The 14,264-nt window shown below is 72.5% G+C and carries 12 protein-coding genes; 5 read left to right on the forward strand and 7 right to left on the reverse strand.

Going from position 1 to position 14,264, the window contains the following annotated elements; all coding sequences use genetic code 11:
• Window positions 1–22: 22 nt before the first annotated feature.
• Entirely contained in the window at window positions 23–1,045 is a 1,023-nt protein-coding gene (locus ACWCSD_RS13165; protein WP_397163885.1) for a polyprenyl synthetase family protein, read from the forward strand.
• Window positions 1,046–1,085: 40 nt separating this feature from the next.
• On the opposite strand, the gene ACWCSD_RS13170 is transcribed toward ACWCSD_RS13165, so the two are convergent.
• Window positions 1,086–2,654 carry an MFS transporter gene (locus tag ACWCSD_RS13170; protein WP_449914672.1) on the reverse strand — a complete coding sequence of 523 codons (1,569 nt, stop codon included), beginning with the start codon at window positions 2,652–2,654 and terminating at the stop codon, window positions 1,086–1,088.
• On the reverse strand, window positions 2,654–3,226 hold the full coding sequence (locus ACWCSD_RS13175; protein ID WP_449914675.1) for a TetR/AcrR family transcriptional regulator: 573 nt from the start codon (window positions 3,224–3,226) through the stop codon (window positions 2,654–2,656). The genes ACWCSD_RS13170 and ACWCSD_RS13175 overlap by 1 nt, the downstream gene beginning before the upstream one ends.
• 120 nt (window positions 3,227–3,346) lie before the next feature.
• On the opposite strand from ACWCSD_RS13175, the gene ACWCSD_RS13180 reads away from it, so the two are divergent.
• Window positions 3,347–3,892 carry a TetR/AcrR family transcriptional regulator gene (locus tag ACWCSD_RS13180; protein WP_397163891.1) on the forward strand — a complete coding sequence of 182 codons (546 nt, stop codon included), beginning with the start codon at window positions 3,347–3,349 and terminating at the stop codon, window positions 3,890–3,892.
• Here ACWCSD_RS13180 and ACWCSD_RS13185 read toward each other — a convergent pair.
• From ACWCSD_RS13185 to ACWCSD_RS13195, 3 genes are all read right to left on the reverse strand, one after another.
• The gene (locus ACWCSD_RS13185) at window positions 3,830–5,311 is read right to left on the reverse strand and encodes a wax ester/triacylglycerol synthase family O-acyltransferase (protein ID WP_397163892.1); all 1,482 of its coding nucleotides are present in this window, start codon (window positions 5,309–5,311) and stop codon (window positions 3,830–3,832) included. The genes ACWCSD_RS13180 and ACWCSD_RS13185 overlap by 63 nt on opposite strands.
• Window positions 5,312–5,501: 190 nt before the next feature.
• On the reverse strand, window positions 5,502–6,575 hold the full coding sequence (locus ACWCSD_RS13190) for a sulfite oxidase (protein ID WP_358285304.1): 1,074 nt from the start codon (window positions 6,573–6,575) through the stop codon (window positions 5,502–5,504).
• A 172-nt stretch (window positions 6,576–6,747) separates the two neighbouring features.
• Complete coding sequence (locus tag ACWCSD_RS13195; RefSeq protein ID WP_449914680.1) at window positions 6,748–7,746, reverse strand: hypothetical protein; 999 nt, start codon at window positions 7,744–7,746, stop codon at window positions 6,748–6,750.
• 283 nt (window positions 7,747–8,029) lie between these two features.
• Between ACWCSD_RS13195 and ACWCSD_RS13200 the strand changes: the two genes are divergently transcribed.
• Entirely contained in the window at window positions 8,030–8,707 is a 678-nt protein-coding gene (locus ACWCSD_RS13200) for a hypothetical protein (protein ID WP_449914682.1), read from the forward strand.
• Between the two features lie 669 nt (window positions 8,708–9,376).
• Here the strand turns inward: ACWCSD_RS13200 and polX are convergent.
• Both polX and ACWCSD_RS13210 read right to left on the reverse strand, forming a co-directional pair.
• Window positions 9,377–11,056: a DNA polymerase/3'-5' exonuclease PolX gene (gene polX, locus ACWCSD_RS13205; protein WP_449914685.1), complete on the reverse strand. Its 1,680-nt coding sequence runs from the start codon at window positions 11,054–11,056 to the stop codon at window positions 9,377–9,379.
• 38 nt (window positions 11,057–11,094) lie between these two features.
• A complete protein-coding gene (locus ACWCSD_RS13210) occupies window positions 11,095–12,075 on the reverse strand; it encodes an aldo/keto reductase (protein WP_397163901.1) in 981 nt (326 codons plus the stop codon).
• 216 nt (window positions 12,076–12,291) lie between these two features.
• Between ACWCSD_RS13210 and ACWCSD_RS13215 the strand changes: the two genes are divergently transcribed.
• Together ACWCSD_RS13215 and ACWCSD_RS13220 are read left to right on the forward strand one after the other, a co-directional pair.
• Complete coding sequence (locus ACWCSD_RS13215; RefSeq protein WP_449914689.1) at window positions 12,292–13,389, forward strand: sensor histidine kinase; 1,098 nt, start codon at window positions 12,292–12,294, stop codon at window positions 13,387–13,389.
• A gap of 127 nt (window positions 13,390–13,516) precedes the next feature.
• The coding region (locus ACWCSD_RS13220; RefSeq protein WP_449914692.1) for a class III lanthionine synthetase LanKC N-terminal domain-containing protein at window positions 13,517–14,264 on the forward strand (748 nt) is incomplete at its 3' end.

Raw genomic sequence — 14,264 nt, forward strand, 5'->3', positions numbered from 1 at the left:
CGAAGTTTGACGGGAACATCTTGTGAACCTCAGCCGCACCGGACCGTCCCTGCCGGACACCGACGTGATCGCGCGCTGCCGCCGCCTGGTGGAGCCCGCCATGCGCGCCGCCGTCTCCCGCCTCCACCCGCGGGGAGCCGACATGGTCTCCTACACCCTGGGCTGGTCGGACGCCGAGGGGCGCCCGTACGAGGGTGCGGGCGGCAAGAGCGTGCGACCGGCCGTCGCCCTTCTCAGCGCCGAGGCCGCCGGCGGCACCGCCGAGTCCGCGCTGCCGGGGGCCGTCGCGGTCGAGCTCGTGCACGCCTTCTCCCTCGTGCACGACGACATCATCGACCAGGACGAAAGACGCAGGCACCGGGACGCCCTGTGGAAGGCGTACGGGGTGGGGCCGGCCCTCCTGGCCGGGGATGCGCTGCTGGCCCTGGCCGTGGCCCGGCTCGCCGACCGTCCGGAGGCGATGGGCTACCTGTCGCGAGCCCTCGTCGAGCTGGTCCAGGGCCAGACGGCCGACATGGCGTTCGAGAGCCGTCCCTGGAGCGGGCCCGGGGAGGTGAGCATGGCCGAGTACACCGAGATGGCGGCGGGCAAGACCGGCGCGCTGCTGGGGGCGGCCGCCGCGGCGGGGGTCGCGCTTGGGGGCCGGCCCGAGCTGTCCGAGCGCATGTGGGCCATGGGGGTGGAGCTCGGCGTGGCCTTCCAGATCGCCGACGACGTGCTGGGGATCTGGGGGGATCCGCAGGTCACCGGCAAGCCGGTGCACAGTGACCTGCGATCGCGCAAGAAGACCGTCCCGATCCTGGCCGCGCTGGGCTCGGGGAAGCCCGCCGCCGGCCGCCTGGCCGACGCGCTCGCCGCCGGCGAGACCGACGACGCGGCCCTGACCCTGACCGCCTGCCTGATCGAGGAGGCGGGCGGCCGGGACGCCGCCGACCGGCTGGCCGCCCGGCACCTGACCGCGGCGCTGGACGTGCTGGACGAATGCCTGCCGGCCGCCGCCCAGCTCAAGGAGCTCTGCCTCTCCCTGGCCGGCCGCGCGCACTGACCTGCCGGCCCGGGGCCGCCTGCCACCCTGGTTCGTGGTGTCAGGGGCGGGAGGCCTCGTCGAGGAGGGTCAGCTCCTCCCCGCTCAGCTCCAGCTCCGCCGCCGCCAGCAGCGGCTTGAGCTGGCGGGGGTCGCGCGGGGTGAGCAGCCAGACCACCAGCGCGCCGGCCAGCATCAGCGCCGCCCCCGCCCCCGAGGTCAGCGCCAGCGAGTCGGTGAAGGCGGCCCTGGCCGTCTCCACCAGCCGCGCCCCCTGCGCCCCGAGCTCGGCGGCCACGTCGAGCGCGCCGCCCAGCGACTCGCGCGCCGCGTCCGCGCCGGGGCCCGCGTAGTCCAGGGCGTTGCGGTAGACCGCGGCGGCCACGCTGCCCAGCACCGCCACGCCGAGCGCCGCGCCCACCTCGTAGCTGGTCTCCTCGATGGCCGCCGCGCTGCCCGACTTCTCCGGCGGCGATCCGGCCATGATCACCGCCGAGGCGATGGCCAGCGCGCCGTTGCCCGCGCCGATCAGCGCCAGCGCGACGGCGACCGGCCAGTAGCCCAGCGGCTCCGGCGCCAGGCACACCAGCAGGAACCCCAGCCCCGTCACCGCGAGCCCGCCCGTCAGCACCGTCCGGGCGCCGACGCGTTCGGCCAGGACCGGCGCGAGCGGCGAGGCGATCAGCGCGGCCAGCGCGGCCGGCAGCAGCCGCACCCCCGTCTCCAGCGGCGCGTACCCCTGGACGAGCTGCATCCACTGCGCGAGCAGCAGCAGCACGGCGGCCATCGCGATCGACGTGGTCAGCGCCGTCACCACGCCCGCCGAGAACGGCGCGCTGCGGAACAGTCTGATCTCCAGCAGCGGATCGGGCCGGCGCGCGCACCGCACCACGAACCAGCCCAGCGCGACCGCCGCGACGACCGTGGCGGCCAGGGCGGCGGGCGAGGTCAGGCCGTCCTTGCCGAACGTCTTGACCGCGTACAGCAGCGCGGCCATGCCCGCCATCGACAGGACGGTGGCCAGTGCGTCCCACCGGCCCGGCCTGGGGTTGCGCGTCTCGGGCAGCAGGAGCAGCCCGGCGACGACGGCCGCCGCCATGACGGGCACGTTCACCAGGAACGCCGACTGCCAGGAGAAGTGCTCCAGCAGGAACCCGCCCAGGATCGGGCCGAGCGCCGCGCCCATCGCCGCCATCGCCGACCAGACGCCGAGCGCCCTGGCCCGCTCGCCCGGATCGGTGAACAGGTTACGGATCATCGACAACGTGGACGGCATGATCATCGCGCCGCCCACCCCGAGCAGCGCCCGCACGGCGATCACCTCGGCGGCCGAGTCGGCCAGCAGCACCGCCGTCGAGGCCACCCCGAACACGGTGAACCCGGCCAGCAGCATGCGCTTGCGCCCCCACCGGTCGCCGAGCGCGCTCGCCGTGACCAGCAGCCCGGACAGCACCAGCGAGTACGCGTCGACCATCCACAGCAGCTCGACCGAGGTCGGCCGCAGGTCCTCGGTGATCGCGGGCAGGGCGACGTTCAGCACGGTCATGTCCATGACCACGAGCAGCACGCTGGCCGACAGCACGGCCAGGCCCGCCCACCGCCGGCGCGCCGACAGGCCGGTGACCGTCATCACGACCACCCCCCGGCGCCCGCGCCGGTCAGGAACGTCTCCCGCAGCAGCCTGGCGACGTCCCGGCGGGCGACGTCGCCGCGTCGCAGGCTCTCCCGGACGGCCACGAGCAGGCCGTAGACCGTGTTGCTGATCCAGCGGGGCGGCAGGTCGGCGCGCAGCAGGCCGGCCCGCTGGGCGGCGGCGAAGAGCGCGATCTCGCGCTCCTCCAGCTCCTCGGCGCGGCGCAGCAGCTCCGGGTGCACGGCCATCGCGTAGTCGGTGAGGCCGAATCCGTACTCGTCGGCCACGTCGATCCACCCCTCCAGCAGGGTCTCCAGGGCCCGGCGGAGCACGCCCGGGTCGTCGGAGGCGGCGGCGGCCGGCACGTCCGCGCGCACCTGGAGGTCGTGCCACCGGTCGTGCGCGCGGTGGCCGAGCGCCGTCATCAGCTCCTCCCGGCTGCTGAACTGCCGGTGGAGCGTGGCCCTGCTGATCCCCACCGCCTCGGCGAGCTGGGCCATCGAGGCGGCCGGATGCTCGTTGAGGTGCTGGATCGCCGCGGTCATGATCTGCTCCCGGCTCACCACCATGAGACAACTCCGTCAAATATGAGACATTTACGTCTCAATCCTACACGGCGGTCGGAGGGCAGCAGGCTCTCGCCCCGGCGGGATGGCGACGAAGCCGCAGGTGGCGTTAGGGTGCGAGCTGTGTCGATCGGTGACGCGCGCACGCGCATCCTGGACGCGGCCGAGGAACTGTTCGCGGGCAGCGGCTACGAAGCCACTCCGACCGCGGTGATCGCCAGGCTCGCGAGAGTCCCCAAAGGGCTGATCTTCCACTACTTCCCGCGGAAGATCGACGTGCTCGTCGCCCTCGTCGACGAGCGCACCCTGGTCGAGGAGGGCCGGGAGGTCGACGCCGTGCCCGGCGACCCGGCCGGCACGCTGGCCCGGCTGGCGCGCGGGCTGCCGCTGCGGGCCTCACCGGCGATGCGGCGCATCCTGTTCCGCGAGGCCGACACGCACGGCTCGGTCAAGGAGCGGCTCGGCCGGCTCAACGGCGAGCTGATCAGCAGGGCCAGGTTCGCGCTGGAGCTGGCGCTGCCCGGCACGCGCGGCGACGCGGCCCGCCTGGAGGTGGCCGCGGCGACGTTCGCCGCCGTGCTGCTCTACCAGGAGAACCTCTGCCAGCTAACCGGTCACCAGATCGACCCCGACGCCGTCGCCGAACTCATCGCCCACGCCCTCGGCTAGCAGCTCGTCGAGGGCGTCGCGCAGGTGGCCGAGCAGGCCCCACACGTCGTCCACGCGCTCGGGGCAGGCCACGATGCCGAAGTCGAGCATGCCGTCGTAGGAGAAGCAGGTGATGTTCACGCCGCCGGACAGGTCGGTCAGCACCGACAGCGGGTAGTAGGCCAGCACCCGGCCGCCGCACATGTAGAGCGGGAACTGCGGGCCCGGCACGTTGCTGATGATCAGGTTGATCGGCGGGAACGCCGTCCCGGCCAGCCGGAAGATCGCCGGGGTGGCCAGGCTGGTGACCGGCGCGGGCAGCAGCGAGCACAGCTCGCCGAGCCAGCTCGCCGGCGCGACGGCGAAGCGCCGCTTGGCCCTGCTCATGGTCTCGCCGACCGCCCGCAGCCGTTCCCCGGCGTCGGGGACGTTCGTCGGCATCGGCGCCACCATGGCCGAGATCTGGTTCCCGACCACGTCCGTGGCGCCGCCCGTACGCACCGACACCGGCACGGCCACCACCAGCGGCTCGGCGGGCAGCGCGTCCCGTTCGTCCAGCCACGACCGCAGCGCCGAGGCGCACAGCGCCATCACCACGTCGTTGACGCTGATGCCGTTGGCCTTGGCGACCTTCTTGACCTCCTTCAGCGGCACCGACCCGAACGACAGCTCCCGCCGCGCGCTGATCGGCCCGTTGAACGGCGTGCGCGGCGCGGTGAGCCCCGGCAGCTCGGGGCGCTGCTTCTGGTCGCCGGTCACCAGCCGGGCGGCCCTGGCGATCGTCTGCGCGCCGGGCAGCGCGCCGGCCAGCGGGATCGCGTCGAGGTCGCCCGCGGCCCTGACCACCGAGCGGGCGGCGCGCACCGGATGGGTGAGCGAGCGCACGGCGGCCCCGGCCAGCATCTCCACCAGGCCCGGCGGGTCCTGCCGCGGCGGCGCCGGGCGCGGCCCGCGCTCCCGCACGCCCTCCGGGCTCAGGTCGAGCAGGGTCGCCAGGGTCTCCGCGCCCGACACGCCGTCGATGGCCGCGTGGTGCACCTTCGTGTAGACGGCGACCCGGCCGCCCGCCAGCCCCTTGATCAGGTGCATCTCCCACAGCGGACGCGACCGGTCGAGCCGGCGCTCGTGGATCGCGGCCACCGCCCCGGCCAGGGCGGCGTCGTCGCCGGGCGCCGGCAGCGTCGTCTCGAACAGGTGGTTGGCCAGGTCGAAGTCCGGGTCGGCGCACCAGTAGGGACGGTCGAGCCCGAACGGCACCTCGACCAGGCGCAGGCTGAGCGCGGGGGAGAGGTGGACGCGGTCCAGCAGCAGCTCGGCCAGCGCGTCCCGGTCCACCGCGCCGCCGGCCGGGTCGAGGACCGCCAGCCCGGCGACGTGCGCCGCGGTGGTCTCGGACTCGACATGGAGGAACTGGGCGTCCAACGGGGTCAGCTGGCGCATCTGCTCTCCCTTCTTCGTTGCGTTCTTCGACGTCTGCTTCGACGTCTGCTTCGACGGGTGCTTCGTCTTGTGCGAAAGCCTCGCACGGTGTCATTTCCGTAACGTTTCCGCGAGAGTCTTTCAGATGAAATGCACACCTCCGAACCACTTTCTGATGAACGGCCAGCTCAGCCGCGTTCGTGACACTTATCTATCCGTTGACCACCTGCACCGGATGCCGCACGACCGCGTCGAAGGAGTAGCCGAAGGGGTGCTTGGGCGTGCGCAGCGGCTGGGTGGCGCCGGTCTCGTCGGTGGCCCTGGCCATCAGCACGGCGGGCCCGGTGTGCTTCGGCGCCCACTGGACGTGCCACGGCAACCACGCCCCGACCAGGTGCGGGCCGTGATGCTCGGCCGGGTGCCAGGACTGCCCGCCGTCGAAGCTGACCTCGACCGCGACGATCCGCCCGCGCCCCGACCACGACCGGCCGCGCAGCACGTGCGGTCCCGGACGGCCGCGCCAGGCGTGCGGGCCGCGGATCGGCAGCCGGGCGTCCCAGGGCAGCTCGAAGGCGCTCTTCACGGGCTGCGCCGCGACGTCCCGGTAGAAGACGGTGTTCCACGGCGTGAACAGCTTGCTGGTCGAGACCTCGATGTCGCCCAGCCACTTGATGGAGGCGATCCCCACCCATCCCGGCACCACCAGCCGCACCGGGAACCCGTGGTCGGGCGGCAGCGGACGGCCGTTCATCTCGTACGCCACGAGCACGTCGCGCACCGCCTTGGCGACGGGCAGCGGGCGGCGGACGTGGCCGTGGTCCTCGAAGGGCGCGTCGAGGCCGGTGGGCAGCACGTCCACGGCCTCGGGACGCAGGCCGGCCTCGGCGAGCAGGTCGCGCAGCGGCACGCCGCGCCACCTCGCCACGCCGACGGCCCCGAGACCCCACTGCGTGCCGGGCGCGGGGTCGCCCTGCTGGGTGCCGTAGAACGCGCGGCCGTTGCCGGCGCACTCGATGGCCACGTCGTGGGTGCGCGAGGGCATCGACAGCAGCTCGTCGTAGGTGAAGGCGCGCGGCCCGCGCAGCCCGGCGCCGTGCAGGTGGAGCTGCCACCCGGCGGCGTCGATCAGCGGGGTGGAGGTGTGGTTCCGGACGAAGAAGCGGTCGTTCGGCGTGTGGTAGCCGACCCCGGACATCGCCTCCCACCGCATCTCCGCGTTCCCGTCGTGGACCCGGAACAGGTGGTCGGGCAGCGGTTTGACGATCGTCGCCGCGACTTGCTTCATGGGAGCCACCTCTCGCAAGACGTATTTCCTACCTGGAAACCATTTAATCTCCTCGCGCTGTCTCCGCGTGCGCGTGCTTGCCGAATGCTGTCCCGATCCTGGGACCGTTCCAGCCGTACGAAGACCTACCCAGCGGCACGGGTGCGGCAACCGTGCCTTTCGAGGTGGTTCGTCAGCGCGTCCGGACGAGGGCGGAGAAGGGCTCGCCGGCGTTGAGCCTGGTCACCAGGCCGAGCAGCCCGGCGCGGCCGCCGTTCTCGCCCAGCCAACGGCTCACCTGGCAGGCCGACCTGGCGTACGTGGCGGGGTCGGCGCTCGCCGTGCGCAGCCACTCCTCCAGCGTCACCGGCAGCGGCCCGGACGGCGCCACCAGGCAGCGGTCCGGCGCGGACTCCGGGGCCAGGTAGCGCGGGTCGCCCGAGACCACCACCGCCAGCCCCTCGTCGAACCACTGCGGCACCTCGGCGGAGGAGGCGAGCCTGGCGTGCAGCTCGACGTGGGACATCTCGTGGGAGGCGATCACCGGGTCGAGGCCGCGCGGCGAGAGCATGACCGACCGGTTGAGCACCGCGACGCCGCGCTCCTGGCCGCCGCCGATGCGCCGGTAGCACGCCTCGGTCAGGCAGACCAGGAGGCCGGGGGAGCTCAGTCGGCCGCCGTAGAAGGCGGTGACCCGGCGGGCGGCCTGGTCGGCCACCTCGCCGACGCGCTCACGCTGGGCGGGGGTGAGGCCGTCCTCGACGTGCACCCCCGGGCTCAGCTCGATCAGGCCGTAGCAGCCGGGGCAGGTGGTGGCGGCGAGCGAGGGATAGGCCAGGGCGACCCCGCCGACGGCGGCGACCACCAGCCCGGCCAGCGCGACGACGACGACCTTCCACACTCGCCGCCCCCGACGCCCCGTCCTGAGGCGCGGCGCGGACACCCCGGCAGGACCGCCCGGCGCCCCGACGGCGGGATCGTTGCTGGAATCAGCGGCGGCGGGATCGTTGCTGGAACCACCGGCGGCGGGACCGTTGCTGGAACCACCGGCGGTGGCGAAACCCTTGCTGGAATCAGGCGCGGCGGCGGGAGGGGTGGCCGGATCGCGGGCTGGCCCGGTGGCGGGGTCGGCGGGCCGGGGCGCAGCGGCCGGGTCCGGGGCTGCGGGGCGCGGGGGCTGGTTGTCCTCCATCGCCGTCCAAGCTAGCGAAGCAGAAGGATCTACGCGCACACCCGCCAACGGCCGGGCGCTGTCCCGCCACCAGCCGGACCCTGTCCCCTTCCACCGGACGGGTGCCGCGCGGGCTGCCGGACCGGCTTCCTGGCGCACCGACCACAGGAGGGCTCCTGTGCGCGTCATCTGCCGAGACGACCGTGCGCGCGCCATCTGTCGGCGGGGCCACGCGCACACTTCCTGAGGAACCCCGCATACGCCGCACGCCGGATTGTCAGTACACGGACTTACGATCTTCCCCATGCCGATATCCGCCATCGCCGCATCCCTGTCCTATGCCGATGCCGATGCCCGTCTGGGCGGCGCGTTGTCCGCCGTGTTCGAGGGTGCGGGAGCGTCGCCCGGCTACGACGAGGTGCTGTTCTTCGACGGCGACCTCACCCTCGACGGGGATTTCCTGGACGCCATCAACGAACTGCGCGGCGGCGACGTCGAGTTGATCGTGGTCACCGGCGACCTGAAGGTCAACGGCCCGATCGCGCTCCATGAGGACCGGCCCGGCCTGTACGTCGGCGGTCACACCGAGGCCGAGACCCTGGAGGGCGGCGAAGCGGAGATCTACATCCACGACGGCGCCTTCACCCACCTGGTCTACGGCTGGTACAACCACGGCTCTTTGCGGACCGGGACCGTCGACACCCCTTGGGTGATCGACTACGACCACGCCATGGACGTGTACGCCCCCGGCGGGCGCTGGGTGAACAATTACGACGACGATGACGACGACGCCGACTTCGCCGTCGGGGACGGCATCGTCGAGGCGTTCGTGCCCGAGGTCGTCGACGCGGAGGACCGCTGCCTGAACGTCGACGAGTTCCTGGACCGGCTGCGGGCCGGGCTGCCGGTCCTGCGGCCCGGGGCCCGGACGGCGGCCGAGTCGGCGAGTGACGGCGTCGTCCGGGCGCGCCTGGCCGAATGAAGCCATCCAGGTACGGCGGCTAGTAGGGGGAGGGCTGCACACGCCGTCCGCGGGCGGAGCCGTGCGCGCACCGCCTGCGGGCACGGCCCGTGTGCATGCCGTCCGTGGGAGGGGCCTGTGTACGCCTCGGGAGGGGGCCCGCGTACGCCGTCCGCATGTGAGGCCGTGCGCGCTGCCCGCGGGGCCCATGTGCACGTAGTCCGCGCGGGCGCCAGAAGGGTCTGGGTGCGCTGCTCGCGCGGCGGAGCCGTACGCGTGTTGTCCGTCGGAGGGGTCGGCGCGTGCCGCTCGGCCGCGCGCCGGGTGTGTAGGCCAGCCCACACTCCTTGGAGCGGCGCCACTCCACGGTTGCGGCAAATGTGCTGATTTATGGTGTTAAGTCCGGATTTGAGAGCAGAATTCTGGTGGACGCCCGCTCCTGGAGCAGGGCCGCGACCATCTGCGGCGGATGCCCCCGTCGAGGCTCGGGTGCGGCCCGCGCTGGGTGCGGGCCGCACCCGACCGGCACCCCGACGCGGGGGCGCACACCAACATCGGCCGCGCCGACCCCACACAGCGCGGGCCGCACACAATGCCTGCTCAGCACGCCACCACGGGCCGTGCCCGACCCTCGAACCCTGATTCGGGCCAGCGCCCGACCCCCACCCCGGTGTGGGATGGGGCGGTGGGTCAGCGGCCCAGGAAGGCCAGGAGGCGGTCGAGGGGCCAGGTGTTGATGACGTCGTCGCTCGTCAGCCAGGCCCGCTGCGCGATCCCGACCCCGAACCGCTGGTGGGCCAGGTGGGGGATCGCGTGCGAGTCGCTGTCGATGGAGAACTTCACCCCGTGGTGCTTGGCCAGCCGCACCAGGTCGGCCGGCAGGTCGGAGCGGTCGGGGTAGGAGTCGATCTCCATCGCGGTGCCCGTACGGGCGGCCGCCCGGAAGACGGCGTCCCAGTCGGCGTCGACCGGCGGCCGCTTGCCGATCTTCCGGGTGGTCGGATGGCCGATGATGTCGACATACGGGTTCTCGCAGGCCGTGATGAACCGGCGGGTCATCTCCTCCCGCGACATGCCGAAGTGCGAGTGGACGGAGGCCACGCACACGTCGAACTCGCGCAGCACCTCGCCCGGCCAGTCGACCGACCCGTCGGGCGCGATGTTGAGCTCCGACCCGTGCAGGATGCGCATGCGCGGATACTTCTTCTGCAGCTCCGCCACCCGCCCGCGCTGCTCCAGCGCCTTGTCCAGGGTCATGCGCTGCATGGCCAGGTCGGGCGCGTGGTCGGTGACCGCGTAGTAGGAGTAGCCGCGCGCGGCGCCGGCGGCCACCATGTCCTCCAGGGAGGCGATGCCGTCGGTGAGGTCGGTGTGGGTGTGCAGGTCGCCCTTGAGGTCGGCCAGCTCCACCGGCACCGGCAGCTCGCCGCGCAGCGCCGCCTTGACCTCGCCGCCGTCCTCCCGCATGGGCGGCGGCACGAACTGCATGCCGAGCGCCTCGTAGATGTCCTCCTCGGACTCCGCGGCGATCACCCGCTCGCCCTCGAACAGCCCGTACTCGGACAGCTTCCAGCCCTTCTTCACCGCCATCTCCCTGATGGCCACGTTGTGCTCCTTGGAGCCGGTGAAGTACTGCATCGCCGCGCCCCACGACCCGGCCGGGATCAGGCGCAGGTCGACCTGGACGCCGGAGGTCGTGCGGATCGAGGTCTTCTTCTCGCCCGCGGCGATCACGTCGGCGACGTAGGGCTGCGCGCGGAAGTCGGCCATGATCGACTCGGGCGCCACCGCCAGGATGTCGATGTCGCCGATCGTGTCCTTCATCCGCCGCAGCGACCCCGCGTACGCCACCCGCTCGGTCTTGAGCGAGCCGATGATCTGCTCGGCCAGCGCCATGGCGACGCCGATGTGCACCCGGCGGCCCGCCTGCTCAAGCTGCTCGATGCCCTTGAGCAGGTTGGCCAGCGTCTTGGGGCCGAGGCCCTTGACGCCGTCGAGCCGGCCGGAGGTGATGGCCTCGGCCAGCGCCACCGTGGAGTCGATGCCGTAGTCCTCGAACAGCATGATGGCCGTCTTGGGGCCGAGCGTGGGCACCCGGGTGAGCCGCCGCACGCCCTCGGGCACGCGGCCCCGCAGGTCGTCGAGCTGCCGGAAGCTGCCGCGCTGGAGGAACTCCTCCATCTTCTTGGCGATGGCCTCCCCGACGCCGGGGACGCCGCGCACGTCGACCTCCGAGATGTCCTCGGGGAACCCGGCGATCGCCTTGGCCGCCTTCTGGTAGCTCCGCACCCGGAAGGCGTCGCCGCCGCTCAGTGCGAACAGCTCCGCGTATTCCTGCAGCGCCGCCGCCGCCTCCTCATTAGCCCGCATGCCCCTACCTTAGGATCTCCGACCGACAATCCCGGTGCTCAGAACCTGACCTCCCGCGGCCGGTACGGCTCGGCCAGGAACGCCAGCTCCTTGTCCGACAGCTCCACCCCGACGGCCGCCACGGCGTCGTCCACGTGCCCGTCCTTGGTGGCCCCGACGATCGGCGCGGTGACGCCCGGCTGGTGCAGCAGCCAGGCCAGGGCGATCTGGGCCGGCGGCAGCTCCCGCTCGGCGGCGAGCTGGGCGACCCGGTCGAGGATGCGCCGGTCGTTGTCGGGGTCGTACAGGAAGTCGATGCGCGCGTCGGAGCCGGTCCTGGCGGTCGCGGAGGCCGCCGGGCCGGCCGCGCCCGCCCTGGCCAGCACGCCGCGCGCGAGCGGGCTCCACGGGATCACGCCCACGCCCTGGTCGGCGCAGAGGGGCAGCATCTCCCGCTCCTCCTCGCGGTAGAGCAGGTTGTAGTGGTTCTGCATCGAGACGAAGCGCGTCCAGCCGTTGGCCTCGGCGACGTGCTGGGCCTTGGCGAACTGCCAGGCCCACATCGTGGACGCGCCGATGTAGCGGGCCCGCCCCGACCTGACCACCTCGTGCAGCGCCTCCATGGTCTCCTCGATGGGCGTCTCGTCGTCCCACCGGTGGATCTGGTACAGGTCCACGTAGTCGGTGCCGAGCCGGGCGAGCGAGGCGTCGACGGCCGCGAGGATGTGCTTGCGCGACAGTCCGCCGTCGTTGGCGCCCCTGCCCATCGGGAAGTAGACCTTGGTGGCCAGCACGTAGTCCTCGCGGCGGGGGAAGATCCGGCGCAGCACGGCGCCGGTGACGACCTCGCTCTGGCCGCGGCTGTAGATGTCGGCGGTGTCGAAGAACGTCACGCCCGCGTCGGCGGCCCGCCGGATGATCGGCTCGGCCTGTTCCTCCGGCAATGCCCATTCCTGGCGCGCCGGATCGCCGTAGCTCATCATCCCCAAACAGATGCGAGAAACTTTCATACCCGTGGTGCCAAGTCGCATGTAATCCATACCGACACCCTATGACTGATATGAACTGCCTAACCCCTTGTGGGGTGGGAAGTCAGCGTGTCCGGAAGCGGCCTCGGTCTTTACACAAGGTGGCCGTGTCAGGTCGATTAGAGGAACGAGGGAGCGGTGAGCGCACTCGCCACGCGTACTGTCCCGTCACGTCAACCGCACACCGGGGGTGAGGTGGACGCCACACGCCGTGGCCCGGCGCCTCGATTGCGTTCCAAGGCGCACGTCCTGACGTCGCCCGGCTGGGCCGGCGGGCTCGGCCTGGTGGCCGGGGGCCTCGGGCTGGTGATCCCGGTGCAGGCCGGGCTGGCCGGGTCGGGGCTGGTGGTCGAGGGGTCGGTGGCGCTGGCCGTCCTGCTCACGCTGCACGGCAGGTTCGTCCTGGAGGAGCCCGTGCGGCGGGCCGGCTCGTGGTGGCTGGTGGCCGTCCAGGCGTGGCTGACGTACGTGCCGCTCGGGGTGCTCGGGCCGGCCTGGACGCCGGTGTGCGGGCTGCTGGCCGGCGCGCTGCTCGTGGTCGCGTCCCGGATCAGGTCGCTCGTGCTGGTGGCGCTGGCGCTGTCGTGCGGGCCGGTGCTGCTGGCCGCGCCGGGCTCGTGGCAGGTCGAGCCGGTGTGGGCGCTGGTCACCCCCTTGATCGGCGTCGTGGAGTTCGCGCTGCTGAGCCTGCTGGCCCGGGTGCGCCGGCTGTCCGGGGCCCGTACCGACGTCATGCGTCAGGCCGTGACGCTGGAGCGCCGCCGCTTCACCCGCGACCTGCACGACCTGGTCGGGCACCGGCTGACCGTCCTGACGCTGAAGGCGCAGCTCATCCAGCGGCTGGTGGCCGAGGGCGACGAGAAGGCCCGGCAGGAGGTGGGCGAGACGCTCGAACTGCTGCGGGACCTGTCGGCCGACGTCCGGGCCGTCGCGCACGGCCGTCTGCGCAGCTCCTCGCTGGCGGCCGAGCTGGGCTCGGCGCGGGCGCTGCTGGAGTCGGCGCGGGTGCGCTGCCAGATCAGGGTGGCCTGCCGTGACCTGCACCCCGAGGTGGAGGAGGCCCTCACGCACGCGCTGCGGGAGGGGGTGACGAACGTGCTGCGGCACGCCGAGGCCGGGCAGTGCTGGATCCAGCTCATGGAACGCGACAATGTGGTCCGCCTGTCCATCAGGAACGACGGCGTGCGCCCGCCGCGCCGGCCGGGAGACGCCGGTCAGGGCCTGCTCAACCTGGCCGAACGCGTCTCGGCGGTGGGCGGCTGGCTGGAGGCGTCCACGTCGCGCAGCGGGGAATTCTCGTTCAGCGTTTATGCCCCGCGCATATAATTACCATTTGTGAAAAACGCATCAAAGCACATTTCATAGCCATATATGGCTTATGTTGCGTGTTACTAGTCCGACCCGGCGCGGGTGCGGCAGGCTCTAAGCACACCGCCTCGGAGGGCCGCGCCAAATGGACAAGTACGAGCTCTACTGCCTTGTGGACCAGTGTTTCTACGACACTCCCGACCACAGCACGGCGGCGGACGTCGACTTCGCCCAGCTGCGCCGGCTCGTCCCCGACGGCTGGGCCCACGACCTCAGCGACACCTGGGCGTACTACATGCCCACCGGCGAGGCGCCCCTGCCGACCCAGGGCTGGAAGATCCACGTGTCGGCCCGCGTCGAGGACGCCGAGAAGGTCGTCGACACCGTGTGGGACTACTGTGTGCCCCGCGGGGTCGCCTTCAAGTTCCTGCGCGGCCCGGCGGTGCTGGTCATGGTCAACTCCAAGGCCGCCTCCCGGGCCTCCAGCGGCAAGCTGGTCACCATCTACCCCCGGGACGAGGGGCAGCTCGAACTCGTGCTCAAGGAGCTCGACGAGCTGCTGCGCGGCGTCGAGGGGCCGTACATCCTGAGCGACCTGCGCTACGGCGACGGGCCGATGTTCGTCCGGTACGGCGGGTTCGCCGAGCGGCACTGCCTGTCCCCGTCCGGGGAGCGGGTGCTGGCCGTCGAGGACGGCGACGGCAAGCTGATCCCCGACGTGCGCGGCGCGACGTTCTCGGTGCCGCCCTGGACGACGCTGCCCGAGTTCCTCGAACCCCACCTGGCCGCGCGCAACGCGGTGACCATGGAGGGGCTGCCGTACCGGATCGAGAGCGTGCTGCACTTCTCCAACGGCGGCGGCGTCTACCTGGCCCGCGACACCCGCACCGACG

The organism is Nonomuraea sp. NPDC001684 (assembly GCF_053596515.1).